The 17,017-nt window shown below is 57.4% G+C and carries 15 protein-coding genes and 1 pseudogene; 11 read left to right on the top strand and 5 right to left on the bottom strand.

Annotation, left to right across the window (positions count from 1 at the left end; all coding sequences use genetic code 11):
• The first annotated feature begins 80 nt into the window (after nucleotides 1-80).
• Nucleotides 81-1,982, top strand: a complete 1,902-nt coding sequence (locus ACQUQP_RS09965; RefSeq protein WP_432698647.1) for an ATP-binding cassette domain-containing protein — start codon at nucleotides 81-83, stop codon at nucleotides 1,980-1,982.
• Between the two features lie 16 nt (nucleotides 1,983-1,998).
• Here the strand turns inward: ACQUQP_RS09965 and ACQUQP_RS09970 are convergent, their stop codons facing one another.
• A complete protein-coding gene (locus ACQUQP_RS09970; RefSeq protein ID WP_432698648.1) occupies nucleotides 1,999-2,448 on the bottom strand; it encodes a universal stress protein in 450 nt (149 codons plus the stop codon).
• A 78-nt stretch (nucleotides 2,449-2,526) separates the two neighbouring features.
• On the opposite strand from ACQUQP_RS09970, the gene ACQUQP_RS09975 reads away from it, so the two are divergent.
• Together ACQUQP_RS09975 and ACQUQP_RS09980 are read left to right on the top strand one after the other, a co-directional pair.
• Entirely contained in the window at nucleotides 2,527-3,030 is a 504-nt protein-coding gene (locus tag ACQUQP_RS09975; protein WP_432698649.1) for a hypothetical protein, read from the top strand.
• A 14-nt stretch (nucleotides 3,031-3,044) separates the two neighbouring features.
• Entirely contained in the window at nucleotides 3,045-3,263 is a 219-nt protein-coding gene (locus ACQUQP_RS09980; RefSeq protein ID WP_432698650.1) for a DUF1653 domain-containing protein, read from the top strand.
• Nucleotides 3,264-3,309: 46 nt separating this feature from the next.
• Here ACQUQP_RS09980 and ACQUQP_RS09985 read toward each other — a convergent pair whose 3' ends face one another.
• Nucleotides 3,310-4,020, bottom strand: a complete 711-nt coding sequence (locus tag ACQUQP_RS09985) for a DNA topoisomerase I (RefSeq protein ID WP_432698651.1) — start codon at nucleotides 4,018-4,020, stop codon at nucleotides 3,310-3,312.
• Between the two features lie 200 nt (nucleotides 4,021-4,220).
• Between ACQUQP_RS09985 and topA the strand changes: the two genes are divergently transcribed.
• A complete protein-coding gene (gene topA / locus ACQUQP_RS09990; protein WP_432698652.1) occupies nucleotides 4,221-6,857 on the top strand; it encodes a type I DNA topoisomerase in 2,637 nt (878 codons plus the stop codon).
• Between the two features lie 18 nt (nucleotides 6,858-6,875).
• Entirely contained in the window at nucleotides 6,876-7,403 is a 528-nt protein-coding gene (locus tag ACQUQP_RS09995) for a DUF6586 family protein (protein WP_432694887.1), read from the top strand.
• A 112-nt stretch (nucleotides 7,404-7,515) separates the two neighbouring features.
• On the opposite strand, the gene ACQUQP_RS10000 is transcribed toward ACQUQP_RS09995, so the two are convergent.
• Nucleotides 7,516-7,929: a SulA-like leucine-rich domain-containing protein gene (locus ACQUQP_RS10000; RefSeq protein ID WP_432694888.1), complete on the bottom strand. Its 414-nt coding sequence runs from the start codon at nucleotides 7,927-7,929 to the stop codon at nucleotides 7,516-7,518.
• Nucleotides 7,930-7,949: 20 nt separating this feature from the next.
• Nucleotides 7,950-8,567, bottom strand: coding sequence for a transcriptional repressor LexA (gene lexA, locus ACQUQP_RS10005; protein WP_432694889.1), 618 nt, complete (start codon nucleotides 8,565-8,567; stop codon nucleotides 7,950-7,952).
• Between the two features lie 118 nt (nucleotides 8,568-8,685).
• Here lexA and dinG point away from each other — a divergent pair, with 118 nt between their 5' ends.
• From dinG to ACQUQP_RS10030, 5 genes and pseudogenes are all read left to right on the top strand, one after another.
• On the top strand, nucleotides 8,686-10,812 hold the full coding sequence (dinG, locus tag ACQUQP_RS10010; protein ID WP_432698690.1) for an ATP-dependent DNA helicase DinG: 2,127 nt from the start codon (nucleotides 8,686-8,688) through the stop codon (nucleotides 10,810-10,812).
• A gap of 25 nt (nucleotides 10,813-10,837) precedes the next feature.
• Nucleotides 10,838-12,154: pseudogene (rhlB, locus tag ACQUQP_RS10015) on the top strand (ATP-dependent RNA helicase RhlB); the annotation flags it as partial.
• 447 nt (nucleotides 12,155-12,601) lie between these two features.
• Nucleotides 12,602-12,769: a hypothetical protein gene (locus ACQUQP_RS10020; RefSeq protein WP_432694890.1), complete on the top strand. Its 168-nt coding sequence runs from the start codon at nucleotides 12,602-12,604 to the stop codon at nucleotides 12,767-12,769.
• A 14-nt stretch (nucleotides 12,770-12,783) separates the two neighbouring features.
• Nucleotides 12,784-13,806, top strand: a complete 1,023-nt coding sequence (locus tag ACQUQP_RS10025) for an NAD(P)H-dependent glycerol-3-phosphate dehydrogenase (protein ID WP_432694891.1) — start codon at nucleotides 12,784-12,786, stop codon at nucleotides 13,804-13,806.
• A 2-nt stretch (nucleotides 13,807-13,808) separates the two neighbouring features.
• Nucleotides 13,809-14,318 (top strand): SixA phosphatase family protein, encoded by a 510-nt coding sequence (locus tag ACQUQP_RS10030; protein WP_432694892.1) that lies wholly within the window; start codon nucleotides 13,809-13,811, stop codon nucleotides 14,316-14,318.
• Here the strand turns inward: ACQUQP_RS10030 and ACQUQP_RS10035 are convergent.
• Entirely contained in the window at nucleotides 14,251-15,990 is a 1,740-nt protein-coding gene (locus ACQUQP_RS10035) for a Wzy polymerase domain-containing protein (protein ID WP_432694893.1), read from the bottom strand. The genes ACQUQP_RS10030 and ACQUQP_RS10035 overlap by 68 nt on opposite strands.
• A 145-nt stretch (nucleotides 15,991-16,135) precedes the next feature.
• Between ACQUQP_RS10035 and ACQUQP_RS10040 the strand changes: the two genes are divergently transcribed.
• On the top strand, nucleotides 16,136-17,002 hold the full coding sequence (locus tag ACQUQP_RS10040) for an alpha/beta fold hydrolase (RefSeq protein WP_432694894.1): 867 nt from the start codon (nucleotides 16,136-16,138) through the stop codon (nucleotides 17,000-17,002).
• Nucleotides 17,003-17,017: the final 15 nt, after the last annotated feature.

Raw genomic sequence — 17,017 nt, forward strand, 5'->3', positions numbered from 1 at the left:
AGAAATGAGGCTTTTTCATTTCGATGGGCGGTTTCAGGTAGACTAGCCCGCTTGAACCTGAAAAGAGTGCATGACGTTTTATGCCACTGATTAAATTTGATGAATTGTGTGTGAGTTTTGGTACACGCGCGCTGCTCGATCACGTTGATCTGCAGATCGAGCCCGGTGAGCGTGTCGCTCTGGTGGGGTTGAACGGGGCGGGCAAGTCTACGCTGCTGAAAGTGGTTGCTGGACATCAGCAGGCCGATTCCGGCCTGTACTGGAAAGATCCTGCCGTTCGCATCGCCGAGCTGCCGCAGATGCTCCCCGCGGCCGATGACCGCCTGGTCGAGGACGTTGTCATGTCGGGGCTTTCCGAGGTGGTGCGTCTGCGCAATGAATATGAAGCGCTTGTGCATAACCAGGATCAGGGCTCGTTGGCGCAGCTGGAGCAGCTGCAGCACGAACTGGAAGCACGGGACGGCTGGCATCTGGAGCAGCGTGTCGAAACGGTACTGAACCGGCTGTCGCTGCCGGGCAGTAAAAAAATGGCCGAGTTGTCGGGTGGCTGGCGTCGCCGGGCAGCGCTGGGTGCTGCACTGGTGCAGGCGCCGGATCTCCTGCTGCTGGACGAGCCGACCAACCACCTCGATATCGAAACGATCGAATGGCTTGAGGAGCAGATGCTGGCCTTCCGCGGCGGCGTGCTGTTCATATCCCATGACCGTGCCCTGGTAGACCGTCTGGCGACACGGATTATCGAACTTGATCGTGGCCATCTGACCTCCTTCCCCGGTAACTACAGCCGCTATCTGGAACAGAAGGAGGCGCTGCTTCAGGAGGAGGAACGCCATAACGCCGAGTTCGACAAGAAACTGGCGCAGGAGGAGAAGTGGATCCGACAGGGGATCAAGGCGCGGCGAACCCGTAACGAAGGCCGTGTCCGGGCGCTGAAGAAACTGCGCCAGGAGCGTTCTGAACGCAGAGAACGTCAGGGCGGTGCCCAGTTCAACCTGGAGGATGCCAACAAATCCGGCAAGCTGGTGGTTGAGCTTGAGCATGTCTCCCACAGTTACGAAGGCCAGTCTATCGTTCGTGATCTGACCCTGGCGATTCAGCGCGGTGACCGCGTCGGTCTGATCGGCCCCAATGGTGCCGGTAAGAGTACGCTGCTGAAAATTCTGCTCGGCGACCTGAAGCCGGATGAGGGTAAGGTGCGGATGGGCACCAAGCTCGAGGTGGCCTATTTTGACCAGCTTCGCGGGCAGCTTGACCCGGAGAAGTCGATCATCGACAACGTCTCCGGTGGCCGTGAAAGCATCACGATCAATGGTCGTGACCGGCATATCATCAGCTATCTTCAGGATTTCCTGTTCAGCCCCGAGCGTGCGCGCACGCCGGTCAAAGCGCTTTCAGGTGGCGAGTGTAACCGGGTCATGCTGGCGCGACTGTTCAGTCAGCCGGCGAACCTGCTGGTGCTCGATGAGCCCACCAATGACCTGGACATGGAAACACTGGAGCTGCTCGAAGAGATCCTGCTCAGCTACGAGGGAACCCTGCTGCTGGTCAGCCATGACCGACGTTTCCTTGATAACGTGGTCACCAGCACCCTGGCGTTCGAAGGTGATGGCAGGGTGGCCGAATATGTGGGTGGTTACCAGGACTGGCTGCGCCAGCGAGCGGTGGCAGCCACTCATTCGGTGAAACCTGTGGCTAAAGAGGCGGATAGCGCCAAGCCGGTCCAGGCGAAAGCTGAAAAGCCGAAGGGGGCCAAGAAGCTCAGCTACAAGCTGCAGCGCGAGCTGGATGCCCTGCCGGCACAGATGGAAGAGGCGGAAGCCTTGCTGGAGGCGTTGCAGGAGGAGACCGGTGCGCCGGATTTCTACGCCCAGGACCACACCCATGTGACGGCCAGGCTTGAGGTGCTGCACGCGCAGGAGCAGAAGCTCGAGGCGCTGATGGAGCGCTGGGTAGAGCTGGAGGAGATGCAGGCCGGGTCTTGACCCGGCCTGGCAAGCATCAGGACTTGTTTTTTTCCTGGTGAACGCGCACGGCGAGCACATCGCAGGGTGCGCCGTGGAGAACACCGTTTGCGGTGGAGCCGAGCAGCAGTGCGAGGCCGTGACGGCCGTGACTGCCTACGATGATCAGGTCGGTTTCCTCGTTGCTGGCGACCTGATGAATCTCGGTTTCTGTGTTGCCGGTGACGACAAACTTTTTGTCGACCGGGTAGCTAAGTTGCTCTGCATAGGCGTTGAGTTTGCTGCGGGCGTGTTCATCCAGCTGTTCCTGGATGGTGGACAGGTCCATCGGAACGTCGCCGCCATAGGCAAAACTCAGCGGCTCTACCACATGAATCAGACTGAGTTGAGCCTGATTCTGGCGGGCAAGTTCCACAGCGCGGTCTGAAAGCTGGGGACACTCTTCGGACAGGTCAACGGCGAGCAAAATGCGGGTGTATCGGGCCATAGTCAGGGCTCCTTGTTGCCAAGACTCCAGGTGCGGACTGCGCCTGGTTTTTATTAGTTTCACTTACAGGATAACACCATGAAATGGTTAATCATCACTTTGGTGGTGAGTTCTCTGATCGGATCCGTGATGTGGGTCATGCCCTCTCCCAGAGAACGTTTTCAGGCTCAGCTGCGTTTGAAGGCGCGTGGGCTGGGGTTTCAGGTACAGATTGCACAGCTTAACCTGCCGCGTCAGCGAGGCGAAATGGAGGCTGAGACACTCAGTGTTCCCGTTTACCGCCAATTGCGTACCAACCTGAGCGGGAAAGAGAAAAGTGATTGGCGGAGCTGGCAGGTGTGTCGCGCCGAGACGCTGGCAACCGAGGGACTGATCGATGGCTGGAGCTGGATCAATGGGGAGGGAAGCCTGTCACCGGCTGCTCTTGAGCGGCTCTGCCAGACGCTTACCGCCTTGCCGGAGGACGTCCTGGCCCTGGAGTCGACGCCGATTCACCTGAGCGTGTTCTGGAAAGAGAAAGACGAGCGCTCACTCGAGCAGATCAAACAAGCCATCGATCCACTGATTGAGGCAAAAGTGTGAAAGGAGAGGTGGAGATGGATCCGCAGCAGCTTAGCCCTGGCATATATCGTCATTACAAGGGCAAGGATTACGAAGTTATTGGCGTTGCCCGGCACTCTGAAACCGAAGAGTGGATGGTGGTCTATCGTACGCTTTACGGCGATTATGGCCTCTGGGTGCGGCCGTTCGATATGTTTACCGAGAAGGTGACACTGGCAAGTGGTGAGCAGGTGGCCCGTTTTGAGCGGGTATAGGTTCTCGCGCGTATAAGAATCGCTGCGACTGGAGCAGGGTAATGACTTACTGGTTGAGGTAATCGTCGAGGGAGTCGGCGAGGGCGCCGGCGCCGAAATCGCGTTTCGGTTGCAGCTTGTCGATCTCCGCTTGCAGCCGCTGCTGTAACGGCTGTTTCTGTTGCTGAGGAATCGTTGCCCGAACCAGAACCGCCTTGCCGTGTTTGTAGTGGGCCAGGGCGCCGTGTTTCTCGCCGTTCTTCAGCAGCCTCTCGGCCTGGGTGATGTGTGCCTCGGTAACCATGGAAACGTTCAGCCAGTAAAGCTCCTGCTGGTACGCCTGGGCAAGCTGGGGCGTCAGGCGTCCCTTTTTACCCATTTCGAGCAGCAGCTTCTCGGCGAAGTTGAGATAGATCTGGGCGCGTCGAACGGCGCGGTCGCTTTCAAACCCCTGTGGACGCTTCTTGATCCGGTCGGTGGATTCCTTGTTGCGGGCGATCTCCTCCATGAGGTCTGAATCCGGCGCGAGAGCGCTGATCTCCTCGATCAGGGACATGGCGTGCTGATTCAATTTGTCGACGATATCCGGCCGGCAGCCGATCTCCTTCAGCACGCCCAGGGCATGGAGCGTATGCTCGGACTGCTCTTTCAACCACTTCAACCGGTCAGCGCGAAACTTGTTTTGTGCTTCTCGCGAGGTGATGACATAGTTTGCCGCGAGCGCAGCGATTCCGACCAGGCCGATCAGTACGACATACAACAGATTGTCTGACAGCATCAACTTTGGCACTCTGAAAAAAGAGACAGTTAGCGCTATGAAGTATAAAGTGCGCGCGCTTACTTTGCGACGCTGGAGCCCTTTACCAGCTTATCGTTGTGCTAGCGGATAGTTAGCCTTTGCTTGACCCCCGTTCAGGCAACACTTATATATGCACGCATATTCCGGGGCCCGACCAGTTTGTTTAAGGATATTTTTTGATGGGTAAAACGCTCGTTATTGTGGAGTCGCCAGCCAAGGCGAAAACGATTAACAAATACCTCGGTAGTCAGTACGTGGTTAAGTCGAGCGTTGGCCATATTCGCGACCTGCCGACCAGCGGCAGTGCCGCCAAGAGCGATCCCAAGGAACGCGCGAAGCAGGCGGCGTTGACGCGTAAGATGTCGCCGGAAGACAAGGCCGAGTACAAAAAGCGCAAGGCCCGCGAGCAGCTGGTTGCACGCATGGGCGTGGACCCGGAAAAAGATTGGGATGCGCGCTATGAAATCCTCCCTGGCAAGGAGAAGGTAGTCGATGAGCTGAAAAAGCTGGCGCGCTCCGCTGATGAAATCTATCTCGCAACGGATTTGGACCGCGAAGGGGAGGCGATCGCCTGGCATCTGCGTGAAGCGATCGGTGGTGACGATAGCCGTTTCCGCCGTGTGGTGTTCAACGAGATTACCAAGAAAGCGATTAAAGAGGCGTTCGAAGAGCCGGGCCAGCTCGATCTGAACCGTGTCAATGCTCAGCAGGCGCGTCGTTTTCTCGATCGGGTGGTGGGTTATATGGTGTCACCGCTGCTGTGGGAAAAAGTGGCGCGTGGGCTCTCTGCCGGCCGTGTACAGTCTGTTGCCGTCAAGCTGGTGGTGGAGCGTGAGCGGGAAATTCGCGCATTCGTGCCTGAAGAGTACTGGGAAGTTCACGCCGATGCATTGACCCCCGACGAGGAGGCGCTGCGTCTGCAGGTCCTGAAACAGTCGGGCGCCAATTTCCGCCCCACCAGCGAAGAGCAGACGCAGGCGGCGCTCAAGCTGCTGCAGGATGCCTCCTTCGAGGTGCTCAATCGTGAAGACCGCCCGACCAGCAGCAAACCGTCGGCGCCGTTTATCACCTCGACCCTGCAGCAGGCGGCGAGCACCCGTCTTGGCTTCGGCGTAAAGAAAACCATGACGCTCGCCCAGCGCCTCTATGAGGCCGGTTACATCACCTACATGCGTACCGACTCCACCAACCTGAGCAATGAGGCCGTGGAAGCCTGCCGAGAGTACGTCAAACAGTCCTTTGGTGATGATTACCTGCCGCAGGACCCCGTTCGATATAGCTCGAAGGAGGGTGCCCAGGAAGCGCACGAGGCGATTAGACCATCCGACGTAAATATGAAGCCTGAATCACTGGCGGGCATGGACCATGACGCGGTACGTCTTTACGACCTGATTCGCCGCCAGTTTATCGCCTGTCAGATGCTGCCGGCGCGTTACCTGAGCACACGATTGCAGGTCCGGGCCGGTGATTTCGAGCTGTCCACCAAGGGACGTATCCTCAAATTCGACGGTTATACCCGCGTGATGTCCAGCAAGGGCAAGAATGATGAGGATCTGATCCTGCCGGACGTGAAGCCTGGCGACAAACTTGCGCTAAAAGCGCTTGATCCCAAGCAGCACTTTACCAAACCTGCGCCACGCTACACCGAAGCCAGTCTCGTCAAAGAGCTGGAAAAGCGCGGTATCGGCCGCCCATCCACCTATGCGTCGATCATCTCCACCATCCAGGACCGTGGCTATGTCGATGTCCAGGGACGGCGTTTCTACGCCCAGAAAATGGGTGATATCGTCACGGAGCGCCTTGGTGAGAACTTCTCCGACCTGATGGACTACGGTTTTACCGCCCGGATGGAGGAGTATCTCGATGAAGTTGCGCAGGGAGATATGGACTGGAAGCAGCTGTTAAACCGCTTCTATACCGATTTTGTCGATAAGCTTGAGCACGCCCAGGACCCGGAAGAGGGTATGCGTCCCAATACGCCGACGCCGACCGATATCGACTGTCCGGAGTGTGGCCGCAAGATGATGATCCGTACCGGAAGTACGGGCGTATTCCTCGGCTGCTCCGGCTACAACCTGCCGCCGAAAGAGCGCTGCAAGGCGACAATCAATCTGATTCCCGGCGATGAAGTTGTCAGTGTCGATGGTGATGACGAAGAGGAATCCCGCATCCTGCGCAACAAACATCGCTGTGACCTCTGTGGTGCCGCCATGGATTCTTATCTGGTGGATACCGAGCGCAAACTGCACGTCTGCGGTAACAACCCGGATTGCGCGGGCTACGAAGTTGAGAAAGGCAGCTTCAAGATCAAGGGTTACGATGGCCCGGTGATCGAATGTGACAAGTGTGGATCGGAGATGCAGCTGAAAACCGGCCGTTTCGGCAAGTTCTTTGGCTGCACCAACTCTGACTGCAAGAACACCCGCAAGCTGCTGAAGAACGGCGAGGTGGCACCACCAAAGATCGATCCGGTGCCGATGCCCGAGCTCCAATGCCAGAAGGTGGATGATACCTATGTGCTGCGTGACGGTGCGAGTGGTCTGTTCCTGGCCGCCAGCCAGTTCCCGAAGAATCGTGAAACCCGTGCACCGCTGGTGTCCGAGCTGAAGCCGCACCGTAGCGAGATCGATGCCAAGTATCATTACCTGCTTGAAGCGCCGGAAAAGGACGAGGACGGCAATCCTGCAGTGGTTCGTTACAGCCGCAAGACCAAAGAGCAATACGTGATGTCGGAAAAGGATGGTAAAGCTACCGGCTGGCGTGCGTATTACGTTGATGGCCAGTGGCGCACCGAACACGCACGTAAAAAGAAATAAGCTTCAAGGAGTGGCTGGATGAGCGACATCTATTTATCGCGGACGAATCAAAAGCTCAGTTTTGTCCGACTTCACCTGGAAGCGCTGGAGCATGCCCAGCACTCCAATAGCTGGAACAAGCATGGGCTGGTTGAATCCTACAACGAGTCGGTGCTGTTTCATCTGATCGGTGCGGTGCGCTCCTTCCTTCGCGAGATTGGTGAGCGTTACCGGCTGGATGTTGAGGCGGTTCATACTATCGCTGATCTGCAGAAACTGCTGGAGACGACCGGTCAGGAGTCGCCAGAGGTGAATGAGCTGGCGCAGCTGGCGGAAAGCCCCGCAGGCTGGATTAACAGCCTCAACAGGGCATACGCCGGTTGTTGGTCAGCGACAGACAAGCATCTGAAGCGCTCCGACTCTTCTCAAAGTCTTTCTGAGATTCATGTGGTGCAAGTCAATCCTGATCACTCGGAAGACCCGCAGCTGCTGGTTGAGTATCGTCAGTGGTTCAATGAGCTGGACGGGCTTGTGGAAAGGTTGCGCAGCTCCATGCTGGAGTGGTGAGGTAAGTATGGCCCTCGTACCAGCTCCTGGCGGGTGTCTATGAGAGGGCCGTTTCTATTGAGCTGTATCCGGTTCAGCCTGAGGGAATGTTGAGTTTTATCTGGGTGAGAGCTTAGCAGCCTCTCACTACTATCCCCTGTGTGTCGCTCCTCGCTGCGGATTCCTGCAGTTGGGTCAAGCCACTTTCGTCTAACTGTTCGTGCCAGGATACCACTGCGTGGCAGGTGCGTGCCTCCAGTGCGCGGCGCGCCAGGTCCAGCGTCGAGTGCTTGTCATTGGCCTTGAGCAGCCACAGTCGTTGAATGTCGACTCCGGCTTGTGCCAGCGATTCCCGTGTCAGCTCGGAGGGTGCGTTCACGATCGCCAGCCAGCGTTCCTGCTGGCTCAACTGAGCCAGCATTGGCAGTAGTAGAGGCGAGAGCGAGACTTCGCTGTTGTGCTGAATGATTTCGGTTACGCGCCCCGTGTTGATGGGTTGCGTGGAGCTGTGCGAATTGCAATCGTAATCTACCGCGGATGCGTACATGCTGGCACCTCATCTGGTCTTCAAAGGTCAGCTCTCTGTCGGATGACACCGACGCCCAAGCCTTCTATCTGAAGTTCCTGTTCAGAAAGGTCGACCTCTATGGGTTCAAACTCTTCGTTTTCTGCTATCAGGTACACCATGCGTCCTTCACGGTGAAAGCGTTTAACTGTGACTTCATCGCCAATCCGGGCGACGACAATTTGACCCTCGTGTGCTTCCGGCGTTTGGTGCACGGCAAGCAGGTCACCATCAAGGATGCCGATGTTCTTCATGCTCATGCCGCGCACCCGGAGCAGGTAATCCGCGCTGGGTTTGAAAAACTCGGCGCCGATCGCGCAATAGTTATCGATATGTTCCTGCGCCAGGATCGGCTCACCCGCTGCAACCTGACCGATTATCGGCAGGCCGTCATTGGCGGCTTCCTGCTCCAGTTCCGGCAGGCGAATACCGCGCGACGTACCGGGGATGATTTCGATAGCGCCTTTGCGGGCCAGCGCCTTGAGGTGCTCCTCGGCAGCATTGGCAGAGCGGAAGCCCAGATCCCGTGCTATGTCTGCACGCGTAGGCGGGTAACCGGTCTCGTCGATATGGCGGCGGATGCAGTCGAGTACTTCGCTTTGGCGTTTGGTCAGTTTCATCGTCGTATGTCTATTTATACAGTACATGTAGTTTTATACAGTATTTTTTGTCCGTCAAGCAAGCATCTGTCTAAATATCCAGTCTCTTGCTATGATGCGTCGCCGTTTCGTTCCGGAGGTGCCAGGTTTGCTGGATGCAGCAATAAAAAAGAGTATTCAGTCCGCGTACAGCCAGTTTCTGTCGAGCAAAGGTCTGAAGGCACGTGTCGCCCAGAAGCAGATGATTGCTACGATTGCGCGGGGGCTGGCAGGCATTGGCATGGGTGATAAGGGTGAGCGCCTCGGTGAAAAACATGTCACTGTAGTGGAGGCCGGCACCGGAACCGGGAAGACCATCGCCTATCTGCTGGCTACCCTGCCGGTGGCCAGTGCGCGCAAGAAAAAGGTCGTCTTATCGACCGCAACGGTTTCGCTTCAGGAGCAGCTGGTCAACAAGGATCTGCCGGAAGTTATCGAGCATGCTGGCCTCAAGGTCGATTTCCAGCTGGCAAAGGGGCGGGGCCGCTACCTGTGCATCAATAAGATTGAGCAGCACCTGGAACGTCAGGGTGAGCTCGGACAGATGGCGCTTTACGAGGATGAAGAAGCGGAGGTGCTTGATCCTGCGATAAAGGCGTTGTACCGGGATCTCGTCGATCGTTTCGCGTCCGGTCAGTGGGATGGCGACCGGGATAATCTCGCGGATACGCTGGATGATCAGATCTGGCGTCCGTTGACCAGCGATCATATGCAGTGCAGTAACCGCCGCTGCCTGAACTTCTCCGCCTGTCCTTTCTACAGGGCCCGGGAGCGGCTTGATACGGTTCAACTCGTAGTTGCCAATCACGACCTGGTGCTTTCCGATCTGGCGCTCGGCGGTGGCGCGATTCTTCCCGACCCCGGGGATACCATCTACGTTTTCGACGAGGGCCACCATCTGGCGGATAAAGCCAGTGGTCATTTTGCGTTTTCGATGCGTGTGGGTGCGAGTCAGAAGTTGCTTCAGGGTCTTCCGAAAAAGCTCGGTGCCCTGATTGATGAGGCCGAAGGTGCGCTGGCGTTGCGGGATCCATCCGAGCGGCTGCAGCGCCCGGTGAGTGACGCTTTGCTCAGTATCGAGCAGGTCGAGCCGATGCTGGTCGCGCTGTTCGATAAGTCCGAGGGCTCGAACCGGGTCCGGTTTCATAAAGGAAAAGTGCCGGAAGCGCTGAGTCTGTTGTGTCGGGATCTGACCAGTGCTTCGGAGAGAGTCTCGCAGCAGCTGGAGCAGGTCGTGTCGGTACTGCGGGAGGCGATGGAGGGGGAGATCGCCGATGTGGATCGTTCCGTTGCCGAACGCTGGTATCCGCAGATAGGGCGCGTCTGGGGGCGGGTGCAGCAGGTCAGTTGGCTGGCGCGAAGTTTCGCCACACCAGACCTGGAAGGTCGCTCGCCGACGGCTCGCTGGGTTTCGCGACTGGACAATAACGGTCTGGTGGATCTCGAGATGCGCAGTGCTCCGGTTTCGTCGGCTGATACCTTGAAGGAGCACCTCTGGGAGGTCTGTTTTGGCGCGGTCGTCACTTCAGCGACACTGACTGCGTTGGGGCGTTTTGATAGGTTGCTGGACCAGTTGGGGCTTCCTGACGATACCCCCTGTGAAAAGCTGGAGAGCCCGTTTGATCACTATGCCAAGGGCGTGCTGCAGGTGCCGGCCATGAAAACTGATCCGGGTGATCCCCAGGCGCATACCGAAGAAGTTGCCGAGATTCTGACCCGGCGTCTGGTCGATGCGAAAGCCGCCCTGGTGCTTTTCAGCAGTTGGCGCCAGATGCGGACAGCCCTTGAACGACAGCCGGAATCCATTAAGAATAGGGTGTTAGCGCAGGGAGAGCAGAGTCGTCAGGAGATCCTGAGGCTTCACCGCGAACGTATCGATGCGGGGAGCCCCAGTGTGATCTTCGGTCTTGCCTCTTTCGCCGAAGGTGTGGATCTTCCCGGCGGATACCTCACCGACGTTATTATCACCAAGCTTCCGTTCGGTGTCCCCGATGACCCGGTGGACGCCACGCTGGCGGAGTGGATTGAACAGCAGGGCGGAAATGCATTTTCCGACTGGTCGGTGCCGACCGCTTCTATGCGCCTGACTCAGGCGGTGGGTCGTTTGTTGCGCACCGAGGAAGACAGCGGGACCATCGTCTTGTTGGATCGACGTATCGTGACGAGACGTTATGGGCAGTTGCTACTGAATTCATTGCCTCCGTTCCGCCGTGACATCGCATACTGATTGAATAAATTACATAGGTATACCTTTGAGTACAGACGAGCATACCCAGCAAAACTCCGCGCCGACCGAGGGTGAAAAGAGCCGCAAGCCGCGTCGCCGTCGCCGCTCCCGTAAACCGAGCGGAGACAAGCGTCAGCAGGTTCAGCAGAGCTGGAGCCCGGTCAGCTTCAAGGTGGCACCGGTGGAAGGCAAGAAACGCTTCCATGATTTTGCGCTGCCCGACGTATTGATGCATGCAATCGCAGATCAGGGGTTCGAGTATTGCACACCGATCCAGGCTGAAACGATCAAGCCGGCACTGGAAGGCAAGGATATTATCGGCAAGGCGCAGACAGGTACCGGCAAAACCGCGGCCTTCCTGATCGGCATTATCACCGACCTGCTTGATTTCCCGCTCGAAGGGGAACGCAAACTGGCTGAGCCACGGGCGCTGATTATTGCGCCGACGCGCGAACTGGCGCTGCAAATTGCATCGGATGCCGAGGGACTGTGCCGATATGCCGGTCTGAACACCGTTTCCCTGGTCGGTGGCATGGATTACGACCGCCAGCGCAAGGATCTTGCTAAAGGGCCGGTCGATATCCTGGTGGCGACACCCGGGCGTCTTATCGACTTCGTTCGCGGCAAGGAGGTTGACCTGTATAACGTTGAGGTCCTGGTGCTTGATGAAGCCGACCGGATGCTCAGCATGGGCTTCATTCCGGATGTGCGCACGATTATCCGCCACACCCCACGCAAGGGGCCGGAGCGTCAGACTCTGCTGTACAGTGCCACCTTTACCGACGACATCATGCGCCTGGCTCAACAGTGGACCATGGACCCGGTCCAGATTGAGATCGAAGCCGAACATAAGACCACGGATAACGTGTCGCAGACCGTCTTCCTCGTTTCCAGTCACGAGAAATACCGTCTGTTGATCAACTACCTTCGCGCCCATGGCATAGAAAAAGCGATCGTGTTCTGTAATCGGCGCCACGAAACCCGTTCTCTGGCGGAGAAGCTGCGTCGCGACGGCCTCAGGGCGGCGCTGATGTCTGGTGAGATTCCCCAGAATAAACGTCTGAAGACGCTTGAGGATTTCCGTAGCGGCAAAATCCAGATTCTGGTTGCCACTGACGTGGCGGGTCGCGGTATCCATATCGACGGCGTCACCCATGTGATCAACTACCAGCTGCCGGATGATGCAGATGACTACGTTCACCGTATCGGTCGTACCGGTCGTGCTGGCGCCACCGGTGCGTCCATCTGTTTTGCCTGCGAGGATGACTCGTTCATGATTCCGCAGATAGAAGAGGAGACCGGCGTAAAACTGGAGTGTGTGCATCCGGAGCCGGAACTGCTTCAGCCGGTGAAAGACCTCAAGATTGATCAGAAGACAGAGGACGAAAAGTCTGAAGCCGGATCTGAGGAAAAGCCTGCAGAGACCTCTGAAGAGAAGCCTGAAGAGCATTCCCAGGAGCAGCCTGAAGAAACGTCCGAAGCAAAGTTGGAAGATAAGCCGGCAGAGCCTGATACAGACCAGACTGATGACAAAGCGGCAGCGGAGCAGCCCACTGAGGCTTTGGAGGGTGACAAGGCTGCTGAGAAGGGGCCGGAGACCGACGATGGCACCGATTCGGCAGCGTCTGACGAAAAAGTCGCGGATCAGGGTGAGCCGGCTGTCGATTCAGATACCAAGGCTGCAGAGATCAAGGCGGAAGACTCAGACCAGGCGCTGGAAAAAGGGCATCAGGGGTAAATCGGAGGCATGGGGTTGGATCGGCATCGCACGGCACGGATAAGCAATCTGTTGGCGATCATTGCCAGCGCCTTTTTCGCAGCGGTGGGGCTCGCCGGGTATCAGCGCACTGATGATATCCGGCAGCTGCTACTGTTTGTCGGGCTTGCCATCTTGGCATTTGGGGTCGTTAAACTGGCTTTTTTCGGAATTAATCGCCTGCTTGACAAGATCGAGTAAAGAGGGAGTTGCTCATGAAGGAAACAGCACCGGTTGCAGTACTGGGAGGCGGTAGCTTCGGGACAGTTATTGCAAATATGGTGGCGGAGAAAGGGGTCGAAGTCCGCCTCTGGATGCGCAACGCTGAAGCGGCGGCGAAAATAAACGCTGAGCGGGAGAATGCGCGCTACGTTCCCGGATACATGCTGGCCGATAACCTCCTTGCAACCAGCGATCTGGCTGCGGCGCTTGAGGGAGTTGAGATTATTTTTGTCTCGATCCCGTCCAGTGCCGTGCGCTCGGTAATGCGCCGAATAGCGCCGATGGTAAAGCCTCAGCAGATGCTGATCAGCACGACTAAAGGTATCGAAGCAGGTACCTTCAGTCTCATGAGTGAAATTCTTGCTGAAGAGGTGCCCCAGGCGCGTATCGGCGTACTCAGTGGTCCCAACCTGGCCAAAGAGGTTGCGCGTCGTGAATTGACAGGGACGGTTATTGCGTCAGAGAGCGAGGAGGTGCGTGACCGGCTCCAGGCGCTGCTGCACAGTCCTTATTTTCGTGTCTATGCAAGCACCGATACCTACGGCGTGGAGCTTGGCGGAACGCTGAAGAACATCTATGCAATCGCGGCGGGTCTAAGTGCCGCGTTTGGCATGGGCGAAAACACCCGGAGTATGCTGCTGACGCGCAGTCTTGCCGAAATGAGTCGCTTTGCGGTGAGTATGGGGGCGAACCCGATGACCTTTCTTGGTCTGGCCGGCGTCGGGGACCTGATTGTGACCTGTATGTCGCCGCTGAGTCGAAACTATCGGGTGGGTTATGCATTGGGCGAGGGCAAAACGCTGGATCAGGCCGTGGAAGCGCTCGGTGAAGTGGCGGAAGGGGTCAACACGCTGAAACTGGTGCGGGAAAAGGCGGCAGAGAAAGAGGTCTACATGCCTTTGGTGGATGGCCTCTACCAGGTTGTCTTTGAAAATGCGCCCATCAATGAAGTAGCGCGTCGTATGATGCTTAACGAGCAGCCCAGCGACGTTGAGTTTGTCTTGCCCAGGGAGTGAGCTTGCGCCTGCTCCTGATGCGCCACAGCGAGGCTGTGCCGGGGCGTGACGATGATCCGGACAGGGCTCTGACAGAGGCTGGCCGCTTGTTGCTGGCAGAGCCTGATCAGAGCCTGGCACAGGCGCTTTCCGAGGTGAGCCTGGTGCTTTCGAGCCCCTGGCGTCGTGCCAGGGAGACAGCCGAGCTGCTGCTGCCGCAAACCTGCAGTGATACTGTGCGTAGCGTCGAAGAGCTGTTGCCCTTCGCTGCACCCAAAGCACTGTTACCTATTCTTGAAGAGTTTGCTTATAGCCGCCAGGGTGCTTCCAGTGGAGGTGACTCTGGCGAGGCAGGTTTAACCGTATTGGCGGTTGGTCACCAGCCGCTGGTGGGCCGGCTTGCAGCCCTGCTGTGTGAAGGTGCAAACGCCCATCCCTGGACGTTTGCACCGGCTGAATTGGCTGTTATTGAGCTGGACTGGCCGGCTGGCGGGCTTGGCTGGCTGCGCCGTTGGCACTGCTGGCAGCCTTGATTTCTCCACTTCTTACCTGCTCGGTAAAACGGGCCAGTCTTTTATCATCAGGATAGATCGCATGCACCTTTTCGAGGGTAGCCAAGGCTTCGGCCTTTTTCCCTTCATGCAAATAGGCGCGAGCGAGATCCTGGTAGGCCTGCTTGTCGGGGATGTGGCTCAGGAAGTTGTTGGCCCAGCCAATAAATGCCCGGGTGTTCTCGTGCCCGCCGTTACGAAGTTCGACGTAGAGCAGGGTCCTCAGAAAGAAATACTCCCCGGATTCGCGAAAATAAAAGTCGTTCAGGGCGGGGTTGAGGTGCTTGATCTCTGTGCCTTTGCTGCGCATGAACTGAACCAGTCCTGCATTGGCGAGCAGTGAATGTGTCAGGAACAGGATGAGCAGTGGTGGTGCGACCAGGGCTGTAACCTGACCCATGCTGCGTGCTGAACCGCTCATAGTGAGTGTTTTTTCGCGTCGGCCAGCCTGGAATACCAGAAATAGAAGCAGTAAAAAGACGATCCAGTGAATGTTGGAGATATAGAAGGGTAGTTCGACCTGGGTATGTAGCGTGATCGGGATGAGCAGAGCCGCCATGGCAAGGCCGCGCTGCCAGCCCTGCTGAACGAGCTGCCAGAGAACGGCTATTGCCGCTGCGGCAATTGACAGCAGCGCAAGTAGCCCGCCTTCGATGGCCCAAAACGCCAGTTCGTTGTGTGGGTGGCTAAAGCGTTTGTCGGGAAGTACGTAGTCTGGGACCGAGACGTAATAGTCGGGGCGCGCGTCCTGGAACACCTTCTGGAAGCTGCCGATGCCGTGGCCCTCCAGCGGAGCCGCCAGGAAGTTGCGCCAGGCGATGCTATAGATATGCGGGCGCCCGTCAGCGCTGACTCCTTCCCCCTCTGTAAGTCGTTCCATTTTCGACACCGCTTTAATGGCGCCCGAGTTGATCGAAGTGCCGGCACCTGCACCACCAATAATGGCAAGAAGGATGCCCAGTGTGACCAGCTTTCGCCGGCCAAGCTGTCTGTAGCGTGCGGCCAAAATGAGAATAACAGCTATCGCCCCACCGAGCAGGCCGACTCGCGAACCGCTTAGCAGGGTGTTGCAGCTGCATAAAAACAGGGTCATGAACACCAGGGCGCGAAATGGCCAGTTCAGTTTCGAAAACGCCGGGGTGGTAGCCTGATACAGTGCCAGTGCCAGCCCCGTTGCCATCATTGATGCCTGGAGGTTGGGCTGCTGATAGATGCCCGCAGGCGCCGTTTTGGCCGATACCCAGGGAATCCACTTCTGTAGCGGGTTGTCGGGCAACACCTGGATCAGGCCAATCATCGCCTGCACCATAATGCCTGCCAGTAACAGGTACATGGCCGCATCGACCTGTCGGCGATCAAGGCGGTACTGGAAGAGTGAAAACCAGAACAGCATGCCTCCGGAAATGACGCCGAGACGTATCAGCCACTCCGATGGGCGATCGATGCCGGTTAGAAATCCGCCGAGTATCAGCCCTGCAGGGAACAGCATGATCAGCCAGGTATGGCGGGGTATAACAACGCGGTCTCTGCTAAACAGGCTTAGCAGACCGGGGGCAAGCACCAGCAGTGCAGCGGTCCAGATACTTGCGTTGTAGGGCAGGAAAAGTCCTTCGCCTCCCAGATTCGGTTGGTAGTAAAGCGGTGCGAACAGCACCAGTACTGTAAAGGTGATAAAGAAAACGCGCTGGTCACGATTGCCGGCGGTGCGTTCCAGGGTAGGCATGTGGGGCTCCTTGCAAGCTGCTGTGTGAGATCCTAACGAATCGGGTATGCTTGGGGAAGTGCAGCGGGGAAAAGGGATGCAGGTAAAAGAGCTGAAAATTCAGGTAAATGGGCGAGTTGTTGCCGCCATGGAGTATGGCGATTCCAGTTCCGAGGAGGTGGTTCTGGCGGCCCATGGTTGGCTGGATAATGCGGCCAGCTTTGCCCTGTTGGCGCCGCGATTGAATGCGCAGCGTGTGATCTCCGTGGACCTGCCGGGGCACGGCTTGTCCGATTGGAGGGCGGAGGGTGACTGGTATGCAATTTGGGATTACGTGCTTGACCTGTATGGGGTGCTTCACGAACTTAAGCTGCAACGGGTGCATCTGCTGGGTCACTCGCTGGGTGCCGGGATCCTGTCCATGTTGGCGGCAATGGCGCCTGAATCGGTGGTCAGTCTTGTGATGCTCGAAGGTCTGGGGCCGCTGAGCCAGACACCGGAATCTGCGCCCGCTCAGATGGGAAAAGCGCTGGAGTGGCGGAAAGCGCCGTCGAGGGCGTCTATCATTTACTCGGATGTGGAGCGAATGGTCCAGGCCAGGATGAAAGGGCGCTTCCCGGTGGGATATGAAGGGGCAAAAGCGCTTGTGTTGCGGGGAACCCGACAGGTCGAGACCGGCTTCGTCTGGTCTCATGACCCGCGCCTTCTGGCGCCTTCAGTGGCACGCCTGACAGAACCCGAGGTTCGTGGCTTTCTCTCACAAATCAGGCCGCCGGTACTGGTCTGTCTGACCGAGGGTGGGATTGCCACCGAGGAGTCGCGGGAGCGGCTGCGTGTTATCAATAACCTTCACCGTGTAGAGCTTAAGGGGGGGCATCATCCACATCTGGAGGAATCAGAGCTGGATGCGGTCAGTGATTCGATTAACCGTTTCTATCGTACTATTCGTTATCAACAGCGCTAGGGAGTGCACGGGACA

The organism is Marinobacterium sp. YM272 (assembly GCF_050908845.1).
Lineage (GTDB): Bacteria > Pseudomonadota > Gammaproteobacteria > Pseudomonadales > Balneatricaceae > Marinobacterium_D.